This is a genomic window from Klebsiella sp. GW_Kp182, from assembly GCF_040062275.1.
In the GTDB taxonomy this organism is placed as follows: Bacteria; Pseudomonadota; Gammaproteobacteria; order Enterobacterales; family Enterobacteriaceae; genus Klebsiella; species Klebsiella michiganensis.
In genome coordinates this window covers 149,373-170,435 of record NZ_JBEAFQ010000002.1, presented here as the reverse complement: position 1 = coordinate 170,435, position 21,063 = coordinate 149,373, and the positions used below count along the sequence as shown (strand labels likewise).

General features: G+C 58.0%; 17 protein-coding genes. 3 read left to right on the top strand and 14 right to left on the bottom strand.

Features of this window, described 5'->3' with window-relative positions; translation table 11 throughout:
- Window positions 1-35: 35 nt before the first annotated feature.
- The 5 genes from ABLU88_RS02880 to ABLU88_RS02860 form a co-directional block, all read right to left on the bottom strand.
- On the bottom strand, window positions 36-977 hold the full coding sequence (locus ABLU88_RS02880) for a sugar phosphate isomerase/epimerase (RefSeq protein WP_032693837.1): 942 nt from the start codon (window positions 975-977) through the stop codon (window positions 36-38).
- Entirely contained in the window at window positions 974-1,423 is a 450-nt protein-coding gene (locus tag ABLU88_RS02875) for a PTS sugar transporter subunit IIA (protein ID WP_014230008.1), read from the bottom strand. Before ABLU88_RS02875 ends, ABLU88_RS02880 begins: the two co-directional genes overlap by 4 nt.
- A gap of 23 nt (window positions 1,424-1,446) precedes the next feature.
- The gene (locus ABLU88_RS02870; RefSeq protein ID WP_014230009.1) at window positions 1,447-2,457 is read right to left on the bottom strand and encodes a Gfo/Idh/MocA family oxidoreductase; all 1,011 of its coding nucleotides are present in this window, start codon (window positions 2,455-2,457) and stop codon (window positions 1,447-1,449) included.
- 21 nt (window positions 2,458-2,478) lie between these two features.
- Complete coding sequence (locus ABLU88_RS02865) at window positions 2,479-3,903, bottom strand: sugar porter family MFS transporter (protein WP_014230010.1); 1,425 nt, start codon at window positions 3,901-3,903, stop codon at window positions 2,479-2,481.
- A 380-nt stretch (window positions 3,904-4,283) separates the two neighbouring features.
- Window positions 4,284-5,015 carry an HPP family protein gene (locus ABLU88_RS02860; protein ID WP_049082968.1) on the bottom strand — a complete coding sequence of 244 codons (732 nt, stop codon included), beginning with the start codon at window positions 5,013-5,015 and terminating at the stop codon, window positions 4,284-4,286.
- Window positions 5,016-5,200: 185 nt separating this feature from the next.
- On the opposite strand from ABLU88_RS02860, the gene ABLU88_RS02855 reads away from it, so the two are divergent.
- Window positions 5,201-6,310 (top strand): adenosylhomocysteinase, encoded by a 1,110-nt coding sequence (locus tag ABLU88_RS02855; RefSeq protein ID WP_025106052.1) that lies wholly within the window; start codon window positions 5,201-5,203, stop codon window positions 6,308-6,310.
- A gap of 365 nt (window positions 6,311-6,675) precedes the next feature.
- On the opposite strand, the gene cobS is transcribed toward ABLU88_RS02855, so the two are convergent.
- The 7 genes from cobS to dacD all read right to left on the bottom strand — a co-directional run bounded on the left by cobS (window position 6,676) and on the right by dacD (window position 12,910).
- Window positions 6,676-7,416, bottom strand: a complete 741-nt coding sequence (gene cobS / locus ABLU88_RS02850) for an adenosylcobinamide-GDP ribazoletransferase (RefSeq protein WP_049078720.1) — start codon at window positions 7,414-7,416, stop codon at window positions 6,676-6,678.
- A 70-nt stretch (window positions 7,417-7,486) separates the two neighbouring features.
- On the bottom strand, window positions 7,487-7,699 hold the full coding sequence (locus tag ABLU88_RS02845) for a bifunctional adenosylcobinamide kinase/adenosylcobinamide-phosphate guanylyltransferase (RefSeq protein WP_053086428.1): 213 nt from the start codon (window positions 7,697-7,699) through the stop codon (window positions 7,487-7,489).
- Between the two features lie 193 nt (window positions 7,700-7,892).
- Window positions 7,893-8,228 carry a DUF496 family protein gene (locus ABLU88_RS02840; protein WP_004103624.1) on the bottom strand — a complete coding sequence of 112 codons (336 nt, stop codon included), beginning with the start codon at window positions 8,226-8,228 and terminating at the stop codon, window positions 7,893-7,895.
- A 168-nt stretch (window positions 8,229-8,396) separates the two neighbouring features.
- Complete coding sequence (locus ABLU88_RS02835; protein WP_004103626.1) at window positions 8,397-9,455, bottom strand: FUSC family protein; 1,059 nt, start codon at window positions 9,453-9,455, stop codon at window positions 8,397-8,399.
- Between the two features lie 98 nt (window positions 9,456-9,553).
- Window positions 9,554-10,027 (bottom strand): DNA gyrase inhibitor SbmC, encoded by a 474-nt coding sequence (sbmC, locus tag ABLU88_RS02830; protein ID WP_048260881.1) that lies wholly within the window; start codon window positions 10,025-10,027, stop codon window positions 9,554-9,556.
- 126 nt (window positions 10,028-10,153) lie between these two features.
- A complete protein-coding gene (locus ABLU88_RS02825) occupies window positions 10,154-11,590 on the bottom strand; it encodes a capsule assembly Wzi family protein (protein WP_047723374.1) in 1,437 nt (478 codons plus the stop codon).
- 153 nt (window positions 11,591-11,743) lie between these two features.
- Window positions 11,744-12,910 (bottom strand): serine-type D-Ala-D-Ala carboxypeptidase DacD, encoded by a 1,167-nt coding sequence (gene dacD, locus ABLU88_RS02820; protein ID WP_064404619.1) that lies wholly within the window; start codon window positions 12,908-12,910, stop codon window positions 11,744-11,746.
- A gap of 180 nt (window positions 12,911-13,090) precedes the next feature.
- Here dacD and sbcB point away from each other — a divergent pair, with 180 nt between their 5' ends.
- Entirely contained in the window at window positions 13,091-14,515 is a 1,425-nt protein-coding gene (gene sbcB, locus ABLU88_RS02815) for an exodeoxyribonuclease I (protein ID WP_224225725.1), read from the top strand.
- Window positions 14,516-14,620: 105 nt separating this feature from the next.
- On the opposite strand, the gene fusA is transcribed toward sbcB, so the two are convergent.
- Window positions 14,621-16,723, bottom strand: a complete 2,103-nt coding sequence (fusA, locus tag ABLU88_RS02810) for an elongation factor G (protein ID WP_163462064.1) — start codon at window positions 16,721-16,723, stop codon at window positions 14,621-14,623.
- Window positions 16,724-16,961: 238 nt separating this feature from the next.
- Between fusA and ABLU88_RS02805 the strand changes: the two genes are divergently transcribed.
- Window positions 16,962-17,273: a helix-turn-helix domain-containing protein gene (locus ABLU88_RS02805; RefSeq protein ID WP_064374863.1), complete on the top strand. Its 312-nt coding sequence runs from the start codon at window positions 16,962-16,964 to the stop codon at window positions 17,271-17,273.
- A gap of 18 nt (window positions 17,274-17,291) precedes the next feature.
- Here ABLU88_RS02805 and nifJ read toward each other — a convergent pair whose 3' ends face one another.
- The gene (nifJ, locus tag ABLU88_RS02800) at window positions 17,292-20,807 is read right to left on the bottom strand and encodes a pyruvate:ferredoxin (flavodoxin) oxidoreductase (protein ID WP_348836145.1); all 3,516 of its coding nucleotides are present in this window, start codon (window positions 20,805-20,807) and stop codon (window positions 17,292-17,294) included.
- Window positions 20,808-21,063 lie beyond the last annotated feature (256 nt).

Sequence of the window (21,063 nt, the reverse complement as noted above, 5' to 3'; positions counted from 1 at the left end):
TCTCCCGCCCCCCGGAGGGAAAACGCGGCCCGTTGTCACTGACTTAATGTGGCGTTGAGGGCATCAATAGACGTCCGTAGCCCTGCTTCAACGCTCATCGTCAGGTCCTCCATCTCCAGCGACACATAACCGTTATATCCGGTCATGCGCAGCACCGAGAAGAACTCTTTCCACCACTTCAAATCCTGTCCACAGCCAACCGCCACGTAGTTCCAGGTGCGGGTTTTGGTCTGCGTAACCGGCTGGTATTCCAGTAAGCCGTCGACATCCGCCAGCCCGCGTTCAATACGCGCGTCTTTGCCGTGGACGTGATAAATCACCCCTTCAAGCTTACGGGCTGCGGCAATCGGGTCTGCCCCCATGGCGATCAGATGCGACGGATCGAGATTCATGCCGATGATGTCGCCAACCGCCTCACGCAGGCGCAGCAGCGTGCTCGGGTTGTAAACCAGCTGGCTGGGGAATTCCTCGAGGGCAATCTGTTCGATGCCGTGTTCAGCCGCATGGCGGGTAAAAGCCTGCCACCAGGGAATAGCAACCTCGTTCCACTGGTAATCGATCACGCCTGGCATATAGTCCGGCCAGGAAACCGTCGAGGTGATCCAGTTAGGGATTTTATCGTCCGGCCCGCCGCCCGGCAGGCCGCTCATCATGACTATCTTTTTCACTCCCAGCTTCGCCGCCAGCTCGACGGTACGGTAGCTGCTGGCGGTGTGCTTCTCGCCAAGGGCGCCGGGGGCCAGCGGGTTACCCGAACAGTTCAGCGCGACGATCTCCATTCCGCGCTTTTCCAGCTCGCCGCGAAACGCCGCCAGCGCTGCCGGAGAAGCCAGCAGTTCTTCAGTTTTAACATGCGGACAAGGCGACCAGCCGCCTGCGGTCATCTCCACGCCCTCAATGCCGTACTGCTTGACGCGATCGAGCATTTCCGGGAACGCCAGGCCGGCGAGAACATCGGTACAGAGTGCCAGTTTCATATTCTATCCTTCTTAAATGAGTGTCCTTCGAGGATCTGCATAAACGCGTCTTTGCTGTCGGCGCTGGCCAGCAGCGTGGTTTTCACTTCGTCATCAAGCAGGTCTGCCAGATCCGCTATAACATCAATGTGTTCATTGTTTTTTGCCGCCACGGCGACCACAAGGAAGGCCACTTTACCCTCCCCCCAGCCCACGCCATCCGGAAACTGAAGCAGCTGGAAACCGGTTTGCCGCACCAGATCAATACCCTCCTTGCTGCAGTGGGGCATGGCGACCCCCGCCCCGAGCCAGGTAGAGAGCGCCTTTTCGCGCTCCACCATTGATTCAAAAAAACCCTCGCTGACGTAGCCGCTGGCCTGCAGGGAATCCGCGGCAATACGCAGCGCCTTTTTCTTTGAATTCGCCCGACAGCCAATAAAAATATCTTCTGGTTTCAGAGTTAACATGCGCCTCTCCCTTCGTTAATGGGTCAGCGGTAGAGCGCCGGACACTCCGGCAGAGAGACGGCGTGCTTTTCGCCATCCTTCAGCGACGCCAGGCCGGCATCGCATACCATCGCCACGACAAATCCGTCCCACGATGATGGCCCGCTCATCTCCGCCCCCAGGTTTACCCGGTCAACGAAATTCTGCACCTCGCGATCGTAGGCGGTGGCGAAACGTTCCATACAGGTTTTGGGGATAGCGCGGCTATAACCCTGCGCCGAACGGACGGTGGTAAGTGCCTGTTCGGTCAACGCGCTGATGGCATTTTCGCCAATCACTTCACAACGAATGTCGTAGCCGTAATCGCAGTTAACAAACAGCTCATCATCAATACGTACGCCGGATTCAGTTTCAAAAATCACAATCAACGGATCCTGCAGATGCGCGCAGGCTCTGCGCGTTTTCTTCTGCGGTTTATCGACGCGCACCGAAACGATATTTTCGTTAAGCAGATAGCGGATAATATCGATTTCATGGGTCGCCGAATCGTTAATCGCCATCTCCAGGGTGTAGCTCTCCGGCACGGAGGCGTTGCGATGGGCGCAGTGGATGAGCAATATTTCCCCCAGTTCACCGCTATCCAGAGTGGCTTTTAGCTGGTTGTACCCCGGGTCGAAACGGCGCATAAAGCCCAACTGCAGCATACGTTTGCCGTAGGCTACTTCAGCATCAATAATCGCTTTGGCTTCATTGGCGGTCGGGGTGAGCGGTTTTTCGCAAAACACCGGTTTACCTGCTTTAATGGCCGCCAGAATTTGTTCTTTATGTACCGGGCCAATAGAGCAAATAAAGATCGCATCCACGTCGTCTGATTGAATCATCTCGACTGCATCGTAATAGGGCTGAGCGCCATATTCGCGGGCAATAGCGTCGGTCACATTACGATTGATATCGCAGACGGCGCTGACCCTGGCGTTCTGGATAACCGTCTGGAAACGCTGGAGATGGTCGCGCCCAATCATACCCAAACCAATTAAACCGATATTAACTGTCATATATTCCTCCACGTTGCTAAATCAGAATCTGAATTTTTGTTCAATTTGTTCGAGGGTTAACCCGCGGGTTTCCGGCAGGAACTTCACCAGCAGAATCAGCATTATGACGTTGGTAGCCGCGAAGAAGCCGAAGGTCATTCCACCGCCGTAGCTGTTGAGTAAAATCGGGAAAATAGACTGAATGATGAAGTCAAATATCCATAAACCGAATACCGCAAAACCCATTCCCAGACCGCGCATCCGCAGCGGGTAGATTTCCGCGAGCATCAGCCAGAATACCGGTGCGATCCAACCCTGCATAAAGGTCAGGAACACCAGCATCAGGGCGAGAATGATGTAGCTGGCACCGGTAAAGTTGGCGTGCAAGCCGCTGACGCCATCGACGGTTTCCATATGGAAGAAGAGCTTGAACGAGAGGCCAATCAACACCAGGCTAAGGGTGACGCCGATCTGTCCGGTAAAGAACATTTTCCGTCGGGAATGCCTGCCAATTAACAGCATCCCCAGTAGCGTGGCCAGAATAGAGACGACGCCATTAGCCACGGCGCCGGTCACCGCCGCCGCATCGCCAAGTCCGGTGGCTTTCAGCACCGTCGGCGCGTAGTACATAATGGTATTCACGCCGGTTACGCGCGTTGCCAGCACAATCATCAGGCCGATCAAAATCAGCTGCAGTACCCATTTTCTCTTCAGCTCGTCAACAAATCGGCCATGATTGATGCCAATCTGGCTCACCTGCTGGATATCGCGGATCTCCTGCTCCACCTCTTCGGGCCGACGAATCGTTTTCAGCACCGCAACCGCTTTGTCTATTTGCCCCTTACGCACGAAGAAGCGCGGAGACTCCGGCATTACCAGCATACCAATCCACAGCAGCGCGCCGGGTAGCGCCGGAATGGCCAGCATCAGCCGCCAGTTGTGCGACATGTCGGGATAGAAATTGACAATGGAAGCGTTGACGGAGTAAGCGAGAAACTGCCCGGTGACGATCATCAGTTCGTTGACCGTCACCAGCCGTTCACGCTGCGCGGGTCGCGCCAGTTCTGAAATATAAATCGGTACCGTCACTGACGCACAGCCAACCGCCAGGCCAAGAATAAAGCGGGCGATTATCATCGACGACATATCCCAGGCGACGGCGGTACCGAGGGCGCCAAAGATAAAAATCACCGCCACCCACAGAATATTTTTCCGCCGTCCCTGTCGGTCGGACAGCCAGCCGCCGCCGACAGAGCCGATTGCCGCGCCGAATAATAAAAACGATGTCACCAGCCCTTCCTGCAGAGGAGTGAGGCCAAGATCGTTTTTCATGAAAATCAGCGCGCCGGAAATAACCCCGGTGTCGTAACCAAAGCACAGTCCACCGATGGTTGAGACGAGGGTTATTAATCTGATTTTCTTATCATTATCTGTTTTACGACTTTCAGTTATCACATGATCGGTCATTTTGTTGTCCTGTCAGGGATGAGCGTTCTATCGTTTTGTTTTTATGAATAAAAAGATCACATTGCCGAACCAGATACGGCAGGTTCTGGCATCAGGAATACATTTGCACCTCTTTGCACCCGGGTGCATTATTTAACAACTTGTTATACCCCACCGGATTAAAAAATCCATAACAAGTTATTTTGAAATATTCATTTCGTTAAGGGCGTCAACTTTTTGCTCATTGAATGGCCAATTTTGTCGATCGCAGTCACGATCCGCAGAGCTTGTTGCTTTCGGGGGGAGAAAAATGCCTGGTTCAGGCTAATGGCCGGGGAGGAAGGCAATAAAAAGGGGAACACGTGGGTTAATCCGCGTTCCCCAGAGAGCCGAAAAGCTCATCAGGATCGCCGGGCGCTGGCGATACGCTGTCTGGCTTTATGTTCAATATTTTCCAGCAGCTCCTGCACGTCGTCTTCATCGATATCGAGAAACTGGCCGTCCAGCAGGGCCGCGTGAATATCATCGCGGGTCACCGACAGGCCCAGCGGTACGGCTTTGGCCTTTACCTCTTCTGCGGCCAGCGGGTGCGGGTAGCGTCGTCCCACCATGTTGTTGAAGACGATGGCCAGCAGCGCCAGCATCAGGGAATTGAGCAATACCGGCGTCAGAACAAAGTGGTAGCCTTCACTCTGCACCCCCGCCCCGCCGAGGATCGCCGTTAACGCCACCGCCCCACCCGGTGGATGCAGGCAGCGCAGGAAATACATACCGGCGATCGCCAGCCCCGCCGCCACGCCGCAGGCCAGCGCCAGGTTCGGGATCGCCATTCCCACTGTCACGCCAATCAGCGCCGAGAGCACGTTGCCGCCGACAATCGACCACGGCTGGGCCAGCGGACTGCTCGGGACGCCAAACAGCAGCACTGCCGATGCGCCCATTGGCGCGATAAACCAGATATTGACCTCGCCTAACAGCCAGTGGCTGAACATGCTGGTCACCGCCAGTCCCGTCCCGGCGCCGAGAGAGGCCAGAACAATATGTTTTCTGGCAACCGGCAGGGCGTGCGGCTTGAGGCGACCGAGGAAAATGCGGATCCGCGAAAAGAGCGATCCGGGTAAAACGCTTAACATCGTGTAGCTCGCTTACGTCATAATAAGAACTTATGTTTCATTTTCTTTTTTTAACCTTATTTTAACAACCATGTCTTTGTCGTGGCTTTTCGTCATTCATTTTGTGAATGTAAAAACGGCGCGCGCTACGTTAAAATCCCCTCACCTCTGGGTATCAGCATTCTATGGATTGAAGGTCAAACACGTTGAATAACAAGATAAAATTAGAGAAAGAGATCGCATGGGCCAGTCAGAATATGCCGCGCACCCTGCGTCAGGTCGCCGCCCTGCCGGATCTCAGCCAGGTGCGTCTCGCCTGCTGTATGCACCTCGATATGAAAATGATCCCCCTGGTGCAGGGAATTCTGGAGAAAGGGGCGAAGGTTTTTCTTACCACCTGTAACCCAACGACGGTGCAGGATGACGTGGTCGCCTGGCTGGTGGAGCGCGGCGCGGAAGCCTGCGCCTGGCGGGATATGAGCGACGCCGACTGGCAGCAATCCTGGGAAAAAGCGATTGCCTGGCAGCCGACGCATCTGTGCGAAATGGGCGCGGATATTACCACCCTACTGCATCAGCGCGGGGAGTTTGGCAATATCGTCGCGGGCCTTGAGGCGACCGGCTCTGGCGTTAGCCGCCTGGGCGATATTCACCCCGGCTACCCGATTTTTAACTGGGATGATTTGCCGGTAAAAGAGGGACTGCACAACCGTCATATGGTCGGCCTGACCGCCTGGCACACCTTTTTCCAGACGACCCACCTGACCCTGCATGAGAAAAAAGTGCTGGTCATCGGCTATGGTCTGGTTGGCCAGGGCGTAGCGGCGGCGGCGAAGGCCTTCGGCGGCCAGGTAATGGTAGCGGAAATCGACCCGGCGCGGAGACTACAGGCGGCCTACGATGGCTGGCACGTCGTTGAATTACAGGAGGCGATTGCCTCCGCGGATGTGGTGGCCACGGCGACCGGCGGTAAAAAAGTCGTCAACCGCCAGGCGCTGGATAAGTCCAAAGACGGGGTGTTTATTCTCAACGTGGGTCACGTGGCGGAAGAGATTGACTGTGAGTACCTGCGCCAGTTCCGTCATGAAGAGGTCATGCCCTATATCAACGCTTACCGGATGGGCGATAAAACCGTTTATCTGATGGCGAACGGTTCAATGCTCAACCTGACCGCGGGCTTTGGCGATAGCCTGAACGCCTTTGATGTGACCCTGGCGGTAATGGCCAGCGGCATTCAGCATATCGTGACCGACGGCATGACGGCGCCGGCAGATGTTTACCTCCTGCCGCAGAGCGTATGGCAAAAAGCGCTGTAAGCACGTGCGCTGAATAATTTTCCCGGAGGCGGCGCGCTGCGCCTGTCCGGGCTACCGACCTGCAGATTGCTGTTAACCCGTAGCCCGGCTAAGCGCAGCGCCACCGGGAAGAAACCACACCGGTTCATCACTCCGGCACATTCCCCGCAGGCGGCGCGATGCGCCTGTTCGGACTACCGGCCCGCAGACAGCTGTGAATTTGTAGCCCGGCTAAGCGCAGCGCGAGCCGGGAGAAACCACGCCAATCCGTCACTCCGACACATTCCCCGCAGGCGGCGCGCTGCGCCTTGCCCGGGCTACCGGCCCGCAGACAGCGGTGGACTTGTAGCCCGGTCAGCGCAGCGCCACCGGGAATAAAGCAACTCCTACAGCAGGGCCAGCAGAAATATGACTTCGCCCAGCTCAATCGCCGCGCCTAATGTGTCACCGGTTTGCCCGCCCAGGGTACGCTTGAGCGCCTGACCCAGCGCCCAAACCAGCACCAGAGTGATAAGCGCCGCCCGCAGACCGTTGACCCCGAGCAGCAGCGTCGCCAGCGCCAGCGCGATCCCCATGGTAATCAGAGACTGACGCAGCGTGATTTTGCCGATAAACAAGTTGCCCAGCCCCTCTTCCCGGGCGTAGCGCTGACGATACATCAGCAGTACCGCCATACCGCGGCCGACGGCGCAGGCGGCAGCCAGCGCGGCAAGCGCCGACGTGCCGCGCAGCGCCACTTCGCTGACCACCAGCACTTTGGCAACCAGCACAAAAATCAGCGCCAGCCCGCCGTGAGTGCCCAGCCGACTGTCGCGCATAATTTCCAGCATCCGCTCGCGGCGGCGGGCGGAAAAGATGCCATCGCAGGTATCCGCCAGCCCATCAAGATGGAACCCGCCGGTCAACAGCGCCAGCGCCAGCACGCCGAGCAGCGCGGCGAGCGGGCCGCCGCACCACGGCTGCAGCAGCATCACAACGGCGCCAGCAATCGCCCCCAGCAGCAGCCCCACCAGGGGGAATGTGATGATACTACGTTGATATTGTTCAATTTCCAGCCCCTGGGATAAACGCGCCGGGACCGGCAGGCGGCTGATAAATGATAATGCGGCAAAAAAAGACTTAATCATTGAGTGATGACTCCTGTCGATAAACCCCGCGACAGCGGTTATTCATGCCCGCCACCGACCGTGACCTGACTTATCCGCGCGGCTGCCGCGCGGAGAAAGCCTGCCCGAGTTCTTCCAGCCGCCAGTGGGCAAGCCGGGTATCACGGTGGTGTTGAATGCGCGCGGCCATTTGGTTGTCGGAGAGCCGGGAGGTAGCGATGAAGATCGCCGAAACGAAAGAGTTGAGTAAAGATTCGGCGTCACGGCGTTGGCCGCTAAGCGCGTCGCCGGTCATCAGTATCATCGCGGCGGCACCTGTTGCAGGGACAGCATGAGATAAACCCTTCCGATATCAATATGTTTACGGCGGAAGTATACCAAATTCCTGGGTAAAGGTTCAGCGTCGCGCGGGCGGTTTTGCTAAGGAACTGTGAGGTCACGCAAGAGGAAGAAGAGAAACTCCGGCAGCGAGCGCCGCCGGAGCGCATTAACGGGGCTTACTCGGCAGATTTATCTTCGACTTTCGCTTCGCCCATCGCTTTCAGCTTTTTAGAGATATCGCGACGTTCTTTGGAGATCTCGGCGTTTTTGATGATGTAATCGTCAACGCGATCTTCGTAATCGCTCTTCATGCTGGCGATGATGCCCTGAATAGCTTCAACGCTCATGCCCGGCTTGATGTAGTCGCTCAGGTTGTCCAGCAGCAGTACGCGCTTCTGGTTATCACGGATCTTTTTCTCAACGTCCTGAATTTCACGCTGCAGTTTGTTCTTACGACGGTACAGGCGAACAAACTCCAGTACGTCCTGGAAAGAAGGCTTAGTTGTTTCCATTTTTATACCCCTAATATTTGAGATTCGGATTCGCTAAAGCGACTGCTACATAGGGCTAACATAACTGTTAGCAGCCGCTGATGACAATGTTTTTTCCTTTGCCGTTATCATAACCCTAAACGCTGCTGAATCGAAGCAAGCGATGGAAAAACCACGTGAGTCTGGTCTTTATTTACGCAACGCACGGCAGATTAAATGCGACAGCAGTTCGAGCTGGCGCGCCAGCTCGATAGTTAACCAGACATAACCGTGAATGGGCGTTTCGGAGAAATTGTCGTCCTGCTGCTCTTTGATGAGCTGGCGCAGTTCGGCCACAATTTCGTTGAGCTTTTCATTGTTGGCAAGAATCGGCTGCGGATTGCCCTCATACAATGCGTGGGCGATAGTCAGCAATGTTTGCTGGGTCATTTGCTGGGTTTCGCGCAGCGTATGGGCGTTAAGCATCACGAAGTGGCCGGGACGCGACGCCCAGTAGGCGTTGATTTGCAGCTCCAGCATACACACCAGGTTACGGCTGACGGTCTGGATCGCCTCAAAGATGGCCTTCTGGATATGCGTCTCTTTGCTGGCAGGGGTAATTAATCCGCGCATTTTCACCACGTCGTTAAGCACCTTCTGCATATGCTTTTCCAGACGCGGACGCTCAACGAGGTTCGGCGAGAAGCCCGCCTGATACAGACGGTTGAAGGCGGTGACGTAGCTGGCCATCTGGATACGCCAGTGCAGAAAGGCCCGCTGCGGCCAGATACCGGTAAACAGCATCGCCAGCAGGGAGCCGAAGATCACGTCGCCGCTTCGCCACAGCGCGGTGGTCATATCGCCCGGCGGCGCGCCGACCACTACCGCCAGGGTGATGCCGATCAGCAGCGCCTGATAGGGCTTTTTGCCCAGCGCCAGCCAGCCGCAGAGGAACATCGCCACCGCGCACCACAGCAGCATAATGGGCAGAGAGATAAGCTCCAGCTTGAGCGCTACCAGCCCGAGCGCCGAGCCGAGGATCGTGCCGCCGATACGTTCAAACGCGCGCGGTACGACATTTCCCCAGAAGGAGATAGGCCCCATCACCACCACCAGGGTGATGAGGGGCCAGGTGCCTTCAGGAACGTTAAGCAGGCGCACCAGCACAAAGGTGAGCACAAAGGCCAATGCTATTCGCACGCCATGGACGATGCGGTAATGGCGATACAGCCGAATTTCAAATGGCTTAAGTGATTTATCCGCGCGCACAACCTACTCCGACACAACGAAAAGGCCAATTGTAACTGCTTTTTCGCCGCAAGCATCACGCGAATGTAATAAACCTTGTCAAACGAAGGGACAATGTTCTACTTCACCGCTGGCTCGACCGCGATATACATATCAATATCCCAGTAGCCGTCCTGGTTACCATCGTTAAGATAGACTTCAAAACAGGGCTTCATCGCCATCTGATGGGTTGTGCTTTGCATCAAGCTCTCGAAGAACTGGTACCACGGCGTCGCAAAGTCAAAATTCTCGACTCTGGCACGGGCAACCGCATAATCCCCGCCGGCGATTTCGGTCATCATCACGCCTTCGCTACCCTCAGGAATCTGGTAGTCGTCCGCCACCGTGACGGCGGTGTCGCAGCGCAGCTTTTCCGCCGGGACTTCGTCCGGGTTGTCGTAGTAAACGGCCACCCACTCCTGCGCCGGCACCTGGCTGTTATCGACCCACATCATCAGCTGTTCAAACCCCTGTTTTACCGTCTGCTCCCAGGGACCGACCAGATGAAAACCAGCAATTTTCTTCTTGCCTACGGATTTAACGTTATAGTCCATGCTGCCTCCACTGTTGATAAAATACTGTATGTATATACACATAAATTAGCAGTACTATCACCCACAGTATGTGCGGCAATTCACAAATCCGCGCGGCAAGAAGATGAAAAAATCGCCGCCATACGGTTATAAACTGAACGGTAGCTCAACGCCGATGCTGGCCCCAACATCGTCGCTGGCGCTGTGGTTAGCGTCGGTGTACCACAGGGAGGTATTCAGGCGTACCGTTGGCATAACATCGCCGCTCCAGCCCAGCTGTACGCCCTTCAGCGTATCGGCGCGCGGGAAGGCTTTATTGATTCGCTGGTTTTTTGGATTGACCTCAGCGTAGACCAGCCGCGCGCTCCAGCGCTGATTCTCTTCGGTTACCAGCTCCACCTTACCGGCATATAAACGCCCGTCGCCGCCCATCGCATCGCCCAGCGGATAGCCCTGCTGGTAGTAGCCGTCTTTATAGATAAAGTGGTTATAGATGTAGTTAGTACGGCCCATGTTCGAGCGGGTATCGTGGGCTTCCAGATACCAGTTAACCGCATTGCTGTTCCACTGGTGATGCCCTTCCACGCCGCCAAGATAGAGGTGCGCCGAGGGTAAATATCCGGCTTCGTCCTCGCCGATCATCTGGCCGTAAATGCTCACCGGCCAGCCGAGGGTGGGCGCCAGCTTCAGCTTGAAATCAAAACCGGCCAGCTGGTTGCCGGGATCGTCGGCCGAGTCGCCGGTGTTATCATTGCCGGTGAGGCCGTCCCAGAAGCTGCTGAATGAGGAAGGCCGCCCTTCGCCGCCCCACTGCATAACGCGCGAGGCTCCCAGCTCCAGCGAGGTGAGCGGTGAAAAAGTCAGGCGACCACCGAAGATTTTGGTATGCGGTACGGCTGCGTACTGGTTCATCTGGCTGGCGGAAAGCTGGTACTGCCAGGGGCCAATCCAGCTTAGCCATGAGGTTTCCGGCGCCCGCTGTTCGGCGCGCTGCAGCAGAAAACCGGTCATGGGACGCGCGGCATCGGAGCGGATCAGGCTACCTTCATAGCCCGGCCCCCACCACTGGGGGATTTGCCCGAACGCCAGCCACTGGTTCCACAGCTTAACCGCGCCGTATGCGCCGTTGGCGTTCACGCTCGAACCGTTACTGATGCGCTTGTCGCCTTCAACATTGCCCTGCAGGTGCAGATCCCACCATTCGCCGCTGTTGTTCAGGGCGAGAGAAAGCGACTGGTCGGCGGGGTAAGACTGGGCGAACCCCTGCGGCGTGCCCGGCTTATCAGTGGAGCTGTAGCCGGTAACGCGCACGTCAGCTTTCAGCGCGCTTAATCGCTGATTTACCCGACCCAGTACCACCCGCTCTGCGGACGTTGTCGGATGGGCATTGGCCAGCGCGCGCTTAATCTCCTCTTCGCTCAGAGGCCAGGTCGACAGGCTCAACGAGAGGGTTCCACGGTCGGATAACCAGGCTAAATCATTGCGGAATTCGTTATCGGCCAGAACGAGGCCGGAGGCAAAACCAGAAGTGCTAAAAACGGTGAAAAGTCCCAGAGAAAGCGCACTACGCGCAAAGTATTTCATCTTCCCAGCTCCATTTATGGCGCACAAGCGCCAGGCTTTTTCCTGAAGGGTGACCGGGTAAGGTAATGGAGTGAAAGTAAACGAAGCGCCAACCGAAGCGGCATAATAATCAAACAGCTACGAGATGCCGCTCCGGGCGGAGCGGCGGAGAAGTTACAGTTTTTGATGCAGATAATCGCTAAAGCGCGACAGCACGCCGCCCTTGCCAACGCTTTCCAGCGTCACCAGAGGCCAGTGGGCCACCACTTTATCACCATCGTAAAGGGAGATTTCGCCAACCCGCTGATGGGCGGCGATCGGCGCTTCCAGCACTTTGTTATCCAGCACGTATTTGGCCTTAATGCGCGAGACTTCCGACTTCGGCAGCGCTAGCCAGAAGTCCTGATCGGTCCCCAGCTTAATCTGCTCTTTATCGCCATACCAGATACGCTCAACGCCGACCTGCTTGCCGTCCTGCAGGACCTGGACGGTATCGAAGTTTTGCTGGCCCCAGTGCAGCAGCTTCGCCGCCTGCTGTTCACGCCCTTTCGGGCTGTCGGCTCCCATCACCACCGCAATCAGCCGGCGCTGGCCGTCCACCGCGGAGGCAATCAGGTTGAAGCCGGCGCCCGAGGTGTGGCCGGTCTTCAGACCATCGACGTTCATGGTCTTATCCCACAGCAGACCGTTGCGGTTCTGCTGGGTAATGCCGTTCCAGGTCAGGCTCTTCTGGCTGTACATATGGTAGACGTCCGGCTCGCCGTGAATAATCGCCCGCGAGAGCACCGCCAGATCGTAGGCCGAACTGTGCTGACCCGGCGCGTCCAGACCGTGGACGGTTTCAAAATGGGTATCCTGCAAATGCAGTTTTTCCACGTAGCTGTTCATCAGCGCGACGAACTGCGGCTGGCCGCCGGCGACGTAGTCCGCCAGCGCCACGCAAGCATCGTTGCCGGAGTCAACGATCAGCCCGCGGCTTAAATCGCGTACGCTGACCCGATCGCCGGGCTTAAGGAACATCAGCGAAGAACCATTAAAGACCGGGTTACCCTGCGCCCAGGCGTCTTTCCCGACGGTGACGATGTCGTCAAAGGTGATGCGCTGGCTGTCGATAGCGCGATCGACCACGTAGCCGGTCATGAGTTTGGTCAGGCTGGCGGGATTGCGCTGCTGATGCTCGTTACCGGCGGTCAGGATCTGGCCGGTGGTGTAATCCATCAGCACCCAGGAACCGGCCTGAATAGAAGGAGGCGTCACGTTGACGGGAAAATCATTGGCGGCAAATGCGCAGGAAACGCTCGCAGCGAGCAAAGATACAGCAATAAAAAAACGGCCTTTCAACGGCATATCCTCTAAATTGACAGATTCGCCGTCCTTTTTACGGAACTTCTCGTTTCAAATCAGGGTTTAATTGCAAGAAAATATGACATCGCCGACGCGTGACAAAGGGGATACCCTTCTGATGGCCCGGCAAATCGTTTACCATGAAGGCTGCTCGCCACCAGGAATAATGAACAGATTATGCAAGATAGCGCCAGCCAGCCCGGATTTTTATTTCACGATTACGAGACCTTCGGCACCAGTCCCTCGCTCGACCGACCGTCGCAGTTTGCCGCCATTCGCACCGATGAAGACCTGAATATCGTCGGCGAACCCGAAGTCTTCTACTGCAGGCTCGCCGATGACTATCTGCCGCAGCCGCAGGCGGTCATGGTCACCGGGATAACGCCGCAGGAGGCGAACGCCAGGGGGGACAACGAAGCCGCTTTCGCCCGCCGCGTTCACGATCTGTTCACGGTGCCGAAAACCTGCATCGTCGGCTATAACAACGTGCGCTTCGATGACGAAGTAACGCGCAACATTCTCTATCGTAATTTTTACGATCCCTACGCCTGGAGCTGGCAGCACGACAACTCCCGCTGGGATCTGCTGGACGTGATGCGCGCCTGCTACGCGCTGCGCCCCGAAGGGATCAACTGGCCGGAAAATGAAGAGGGCTTACCGAGCTTCCGGCTGGAGCATCTGACCGTCGCTAATGGCATCGAACACAGCAACGCCCACGACGCGATGGCCGACGTTTACGCCACTATCGCCATGGCGAAGCTGGTGAAAACCCAGCAGCCGCGCCTGTTCGATTATCTTTACGCCCACCGCAACAAGCGTAAGCTGGCGACGCTGATTGACGTGCCGCAAATCAAACCGCTGGTGCATGTTTCCGGCATGTTCGGCGCGGCGCGCGGCAATACCAGCCTGGTCGCCCCGCTGGCGTGGCACCCGGACAACCGTAACGCGGTGATTATGGTCGACCTGGCCGGAGACATCGCCCCCCTGCTGGAGCTCGATGCCGACACCCTGCGCGAGCGGCTGTATACGCCGAAAAGCGAGCTGGGCGATCTGGCTGCGGTGCCGATCAAGCTGGTCCACCTGAATAAATGCCCGGTGCTGGCGCAGCAAAACACCCTGCGTCCGCAGGATGCCGACCGGCTGGGCATCAATATCCAGCGCTGTCTGGAGAACGCCCAGCTGCTGCGGGCCAATCCGCAGGTACGTGAGAAAGCGGTGGCGATTTTTGCCGAAGCGGAGCCGTTTGTGCCGTCCGATAATGTCGATACGCAGCTGTATAACGGCTTTTTCAGCGATGCCGACCGCGCGGCGATGAAAATCGTACTCGAAACCGAGCCGCGCAACCTGCCGGCGCTGGATATTACCTTCGCCGATCAGCGTATCGAGCGCCTGCTGTTCAACTATCGCGCGCGCAACTATCCCGGCACGCTGGATGAAGCCGAGCAGCAGCGCTGGTTAGAGCACCGTCGCCAGGTCTTTACGCCTGAGTTTTTGCAGACCTACGCCGATGAGCTGCAGATGCTGTACCAGCAGTATGCGGACGATAAAGAGAAGCTGGCACAGCTGAAGGCGCTGTGGCAGTACGCGCAGGATATTGTTTGATTGGCAGAAATTCCCGGGTTGCGGCTAACGCCTTACCCGGGCTACAAACGATGGCAGGACTCGTAGCCCGGGTAAGACGCCTCGCGTCGCACCCGGGAACGTTGCTTAGCCTTTGGCGCGGCTGGCGATAATCGCCTCAGCCACGTTGCGCGGGGCTTCCGCGTAGTGGTGGAACTCCATGCTGTAGGTCGCCCGGCCCTGGGACATTGAACGCAGCGTGGTGGAATAGCCAAACATCTCGGCCAGCGGCACGTCGGCGCGGATAATCTGGCTGCCGAACCGCTCCTCCATCCCCTGCACCATTCCGCGACGGGAAGAGAGATCGCCCATGATATTCCCGGCGTACTCTTCCGGGGTCTCCACTTCCACGTGCATCACCGGTTCAAGAATAACCGGGTCGGCCCTGCGCGCCCCTTCCTTGAAGCCAAATATCGCCGCCATCCGGAAAGCCATCTCCGACGAGTCGACGTCGTGATACGAACCAAACGTCAGGGTCGCCTTGATATCCACCACCGGATAGCCCGCCAGCACGCCGGTGCCCATCGCTTCGCGCAGCCCTTTTTCCACTGAAGGGATGTACTCGCGCGGCACCACGCCGCCTTTGGTCGCGTCCTCAAACACGAAACCGCTTCCCGGCTCCAGCGGTTCCAGGGTCAGCACCACGTGACCGTACTGCCCTTTACCGCCGGACTGGCGGACAAATTTGCCCTCCACCTCTTTGACCGTTTTGCGGATCGTCTCGCGATAGGTCACCTGCGGACGCCCAATATTCGCCTCGACGCCAAACTCACGCTTCATGCGGTCGACGATAATCTCCAGATGCAGTTCGCCCATCCCGGAAACGATCGTCTGGCCGGACTCCTCGTCAGTATGCAGACGAAATGACGGATCTTCCGCCGCCAGCCGCTGCAGGGCGATACCCATTTTCTCCTGATCGGCTTTGGTTTTCGGTTCAATCGCCAGCGAAATCACCGGCTCCGGAAACTCCATCCGTTCGAGGGTAATCACCGCATCCGGGTCGCACAGCGTGTCGCCGGTGGTGACATCCTTCAGGCCGACGCAGGCGGCAATGTCCCCGGCGTGCAGTTCGTCCACCTCATGGCGATCGTTGGCCTGCATCAGCACGATGCGTCCGATGCGCTCTTTCTTACCTTTCACCGGATTCCACACCGCATCGCCTTTTTTCAACATCCCGGAATAGACGCGGATAAAGGTCAGCTGTCCGACGTAGGGGTCGGTCATCAGCTTGAAGGCCAGCGCCGAGAACGGTTCGTCGTCGCCCGGATGACGTTCAGCGGGCCGCCCTTTCTCATCCACGCCCTGAATCGCCGGGATATCCAGCGGCGACGGCATCAGCTCAACCACCGCATCGAGCATCCGCTGCACACCTTTGTTTTTAAACGCGCTGCCGCACAGCACCGCCTGGATTTCCCCCTTCACCGTGCGCTGGCGCAGACCGGCGACAATCTCCGCCTCGTCCAGCTCACCGGTTTCGAGATACTTATCCATCAGTTCGTCGCTGGCTTCCGCCGCCGCCGAGACCATTTTCTCCCGCCACAGACGGGCGGTTTCCACGAGGTCGTCAGGCACCGGCGCATAGCTGAAGGTCATCCCCTGGGTGGCGTCATCCCACAAAATGGCGCGCATTTTGATGAGATCCACCACCCCGGTGAAGTGCTCTTCGGCGCCAACCGGGATCGCAATCGGCACCGGATTGGCCTTCAGGCGATCGATCATCATCTGCACCACGCGGAAAAAGTCCGCGCCGGGGCGGTCCATCTTGTTGACGAAGGCCAGCCGCGGAACGTGGTATTTATTCGCCTGCCGCCAGACGGTTTCCGACTGCGGCTGCACGCCGCCGACGGAGTCGTAAACCATCACCGCGCCGTCCAGGACGCGCATGGAGCGTTCCACTTCGATGGTGAAATCCACGTGCCCGGGGGTATCGATGATGTTAATCCGGTGCGGCTCGAAGCTGCGGTCCATGCCGGGCCAGAAGCAGCTCACCGCCGCGGAGGTAATGGTGATCCCGCGCTCCTGCTCCTGCGCCATCCAGTCGGTGGTTGCCGCGCCATCGTGTACTTCCCCCAGCTTGTGGCTCATCCCGGTATAAAACAGGATGCGCTCGGTGGTGGTGGTTTTGCCGGCATCGATATGCGCGGAGATACCGATGTTGCGATAACGTTCGAGGGGGATGGGTCGGGGCATGATGCGTCCTTAGTCATTGTGACTGTTAACAGGCGGCCGGAATTGGCCGCCGTTCATATAACGGCATCTATCATAGTACAACTGTACGAGTATATTCGAACTATTTTTGCTATCGTTACTATTGGTGAAGCTGCGACGACCCGCGTGGCTTTAGAAAAGCAGTTTCGGTATATTACCGGCCAGCCGCCGATACGGGCTGCTGCTCACGGAGCTGCGCCGCCGCCGACACAGGAATATTATGATCGCCAATCACCCCGAACGTGAACAAATTCGCCTCGAAAATGTCCTTTTCGCTCTCGGCAACCCGCTGCGGCTTGAGATTATCCGTATCCTTGCCGACGGCAGCGAGCAGAGCTGTAACGCCCTGCGTCATGAAGATGTGGCGAAGTCGACCATGACCCACCACTGGCGCGTCCTGCGCGACAGCGGTGTGATCTGGCAGCGGCCTCAGGGGCGGGAGAATTTGATTTCGCTGCGCCGGGAAGATTTAGACGCGCGCTTTCCCGGCCTGCTGGATACGCTGCTTAAGGTCATGCAGCACGATAACTAAAGGCCTGCGCGCCGGCCCCTACTCCTCACCGGCCAGCCGCCGATACTGGGCAAAGCGGGCGCGCGCATCCTCCTCGGTTCTGCTAAAAAGCACATCCGCGAGATGCGGCGTCGTTTTGTGCAGCGAGGCGTAGCGCACTTCGCCAAGCAAAAAGTCGCGGAAGCTCTCCTCCGGCTCTTCGGAATCGAGCATAAACGGCGTCTTGCCCTCCGCTTCCCGCTGCGGATGATAGCGCCACAGGTGCCAGTATCCCGCTTCAACCGCCCGTTTCGCCTCGCGCTGGCTGCAGCGCATACCGGCTTTCAGCCCGTGGTTAATGCAGGCGGCGTAGGCAATCACCAGCGACGGTCCCGGCCAGGCTTCAGCCTCGGCGATCGCGCGCAGCGTCTGATCTTTATCGGCGCCCATGGCGACCTGGGCCACGTACACATTGCCGTAGCTCATCGCCATCATGCCAAGATCTTTTTTCCGCGTGCGTTTGCCCTGCGCGGCAAACTTCGCGATGGCCGCCACCGGGGTCGATTTAGACGACTGCCCGCCGGTATTGGAGTAAACCTCGGTATCAAACACCAGAATATTCACGTCTTCCCCGCTCGCCAGCACGTGATCGAGACCGCCGAAGCCGATATCGTAGGCCCAGCCGTCGCCGCCGAAAATCCACTGCGACCGGCGCACAAAATAGTCGCGGTTCTGCCATAGCTGCTCCAGCAGCGGCACGCCCTCTTTTTCCGCCGCCAGCCGTTCGCTGAGCCGGTCCGCGCGCTCGCGGGTACCCTCGCCTTCATCCTGCTTCGCCAGCCACTGGCGCATCGCGTCGAGGAGTTCGTCGCTGACCGGCAGCGCCAGCGCGGCGGTCATATCATCGGCGATTTGTTGACGCACCGCCTGGCCGCCGAGCATCATGCCGAGGCCAAACTCCGCGTTATCCTCAAACAGCGAGTTCGCCCATGCCGGGCCGTGCCCGCGGTGGTTGGTGGTATAGGGAATCGACGGCGCGCTGGCTCCCCAGATTGAAGAGCAGCCGGTGGCGTTAGCGATCAGCATCCGGTCGCCAAACAGCTGGGTTATCAGGCGGGCATAAGGCGTTTCGCCGCATCCCGCGCAGGCGCCGGAAAACTCCAGCAGCGGGGTTTCAAACTGGCTGCCTTTGACCGTCGTCTTCCGGAACGGATTGCTCTTCGGCGTCAGCGCCAGCGCATAGTCCCAGACCGGCGCCATCTGGCGCTGGCTATCAAGAGACTGCATTTTTAACGCCTTGCCGCGCGAAGGACAGATATCCACACAGTTGCCGCAGCCGGAGCAATCCAGCGGCGAAATAGCCAGATGGTAGTGGTACGCCTTCGCTCCATGAGCGGGTTTGCTCAACAGCCCGGCCGGCGCGGCGTCCTGCTCTTCGCCGCTGAGCAGCGCCGGGCGGATCGCCGCGTGGGGGCAGATAAAGGCGCACTGGTTACACTGCGTGCAGCCCTCCGGCTGCCAGACCGGCACTTCCAGCGCGATCCCGCGTTTCTCCCAGGCGGCGGTGCCCGAGGGAAAGGTGCCGTCTTCCATGCCGACAAACGCGCTTACCGGCAACTGGTCGCCGCACTGGCGGTTCATCGGCTGCAGAATATCGCGGATGAAATCCGGCATCATGGCTGAAGCCTGCGCCACGGGCTCATCCAGCGTCGCCCAGTGCGCCGGAATGGTCACCTGATGCAGCGAGGCCATGCCCAGCTCGATCGCCCGCTGGTTCATCTCGATCACCGCCGCCCCTTTGCTGCCGTAGCTTTTTTCAACCGCCTGCTTGAGGTAATCCGCCGCGGTCTGCGGGTCGATAATTGCCGCCAGCTTAAAGAACGCCGCCTGCATCAGCATGTTAAAGCGCCCGCCCAGCCCGAGCTCACGGGCGATATCCACGGCGTTCAGGGTATAAAAATGGATATTTTCCCGCGCCAGATAGCGTTTAAAGCCGACCGTCAGATGCTGCTCCAGCTCCGCATCGGACCAGCTGCAGTTGAGTAAAAAGGTCCCGCCCGGCTTTAACCCATCCAGCAGGTCATAGCGCTCCACGTAGGACTGCTGCGAACAGGAGATAAAATCGGCCCGATGAATCAGGTAGGGCGAATTGATCGGCCGGTCGCCGAAGCGCAAATGCGAAACGGTAATGCCGCCGGATTTTTTCGAGTCATAGGAAAAGTAGGCCTGCGCGTAGAGCGGCGTTTTGTCGCCGATGATTTTAATCGCGCTTTTATTGGCCCCGACTGTGCCGTCCGAGCCCATGCCCCAAAATTTACAGGCGGTGATGCCATCATGCGAGACCGCCAGCGTCTGCTGGCGCGGGGGCAACGAGGTAAAGGTGACATCATCGACAATACCGAGGGTAAAGCCGTCCATCGGCAGCGGTTTATTGAGGTTGTCAAAGACCGCCGCGATATCGTTAGGCAGAACGTCCTTACCGCCAAGCGCGTAGCGGCCGCCGACAATCAGCGGCGCATCGTCGTGGTGGTAGAAGGCGTTTTTCACATCCAGGCACAGCGGTTCAGCCTGAGCGCCGGGCTCTTTGGTGCGGTCAAGCACGGCAATCCGCTGTACGGTTTTCGGCAGCTGAGCGAAAAAGTGGGCCAGCGAAAAAGGGCGAAACAGATGCACGCTGAGCAGCCCGACCTTCTCTCCCGCCGCGTTCAGCGTATCCACCACTTCCTGAACGGTGTCGCAGACCGACCCCATGGCGATAATCACCCGTTCGGCATCCGCCGCGCCGGTGTAGTTAAACAGATGGTACTCCCGGCCGGTGAGCGCGCTGATTTGCGCCATATAGCTTTCGACAATATCGGGCAGCGCCTGATAAAAACGGTTACCCGCCTCTCTTTCCTGGAAGTAGATATCCGGGTTTTGCGCCGTTCCGCGGATGACCGGATGATCCGGATGCAGCGCGTTACGGCGGAAGCTGTCGAGCGCGGCCCGGTCCAGCAGCGTCGCCAGCTGGTCATATTCCAGCACCTCGATTTTTTGAATTTCGTGCGAGGTGCGGAAACCATCGAAGAAGTTAACAAACGGGATGCGTCCCTTAATCGCCGCCAGATGCGCCACCGCCGACAAATCCATCACCTGCTGCACGTTGTTCTCCGCCAGCATCGCGCAGCCGGTCTGGCGAACCGCCATCACGTCCTGGTGATCGCCAAAAATATTCAGCGAATTGGTCGCCAGCGCCCGGGCGCTGACGTGAAAGACGCCCGGCAGCAGTTCACCGGCGATTTTGTACATGTTGGGGATCATCAGCAGCAGCCCCTGGGAGGCCGTATAGGTGGTGGTGAGCGCCCCGGCCTGCAGCGCGCCGTGTACCGCGCCTGCCGCGCCGGCTTCCGACTGCATCTCCATTAAGCGCACCGGCTGGCCAAAAAGGTTCTTTTTCCCCTGCGCCGCCCACTCGTCGACATTTTCCGCCATCGGCGTGGAAGGGGTAATGGGGTAAATCGCCGCGACCTCGGTAAAGGCATAAGAGATCCAGGCCGCCGCGGCGTTGCCATCCATTGTTTTCATTTTTCCGGACATTGTTCAATCCTCGAAGGTGAGAGGCATCTTCGCCGCCTCAAATAAGCGGCAAACCCAGTTGTTGCCTCAAGCACAGCCTGTGCCAGCTCGCGGATGACCGAAGAGTTAGCGCGAATTCAACGCGTTATGAAGATAAAGGCAACGCAGCGCGCCGAGAGATTGCGTGGAACAAGACACAGGGGACGACAAGCTGTTGAACAGACGACAAACCGCCACAATGGCCCCGGCAGGCGGAATTGTTCTGTTTCCCACATTT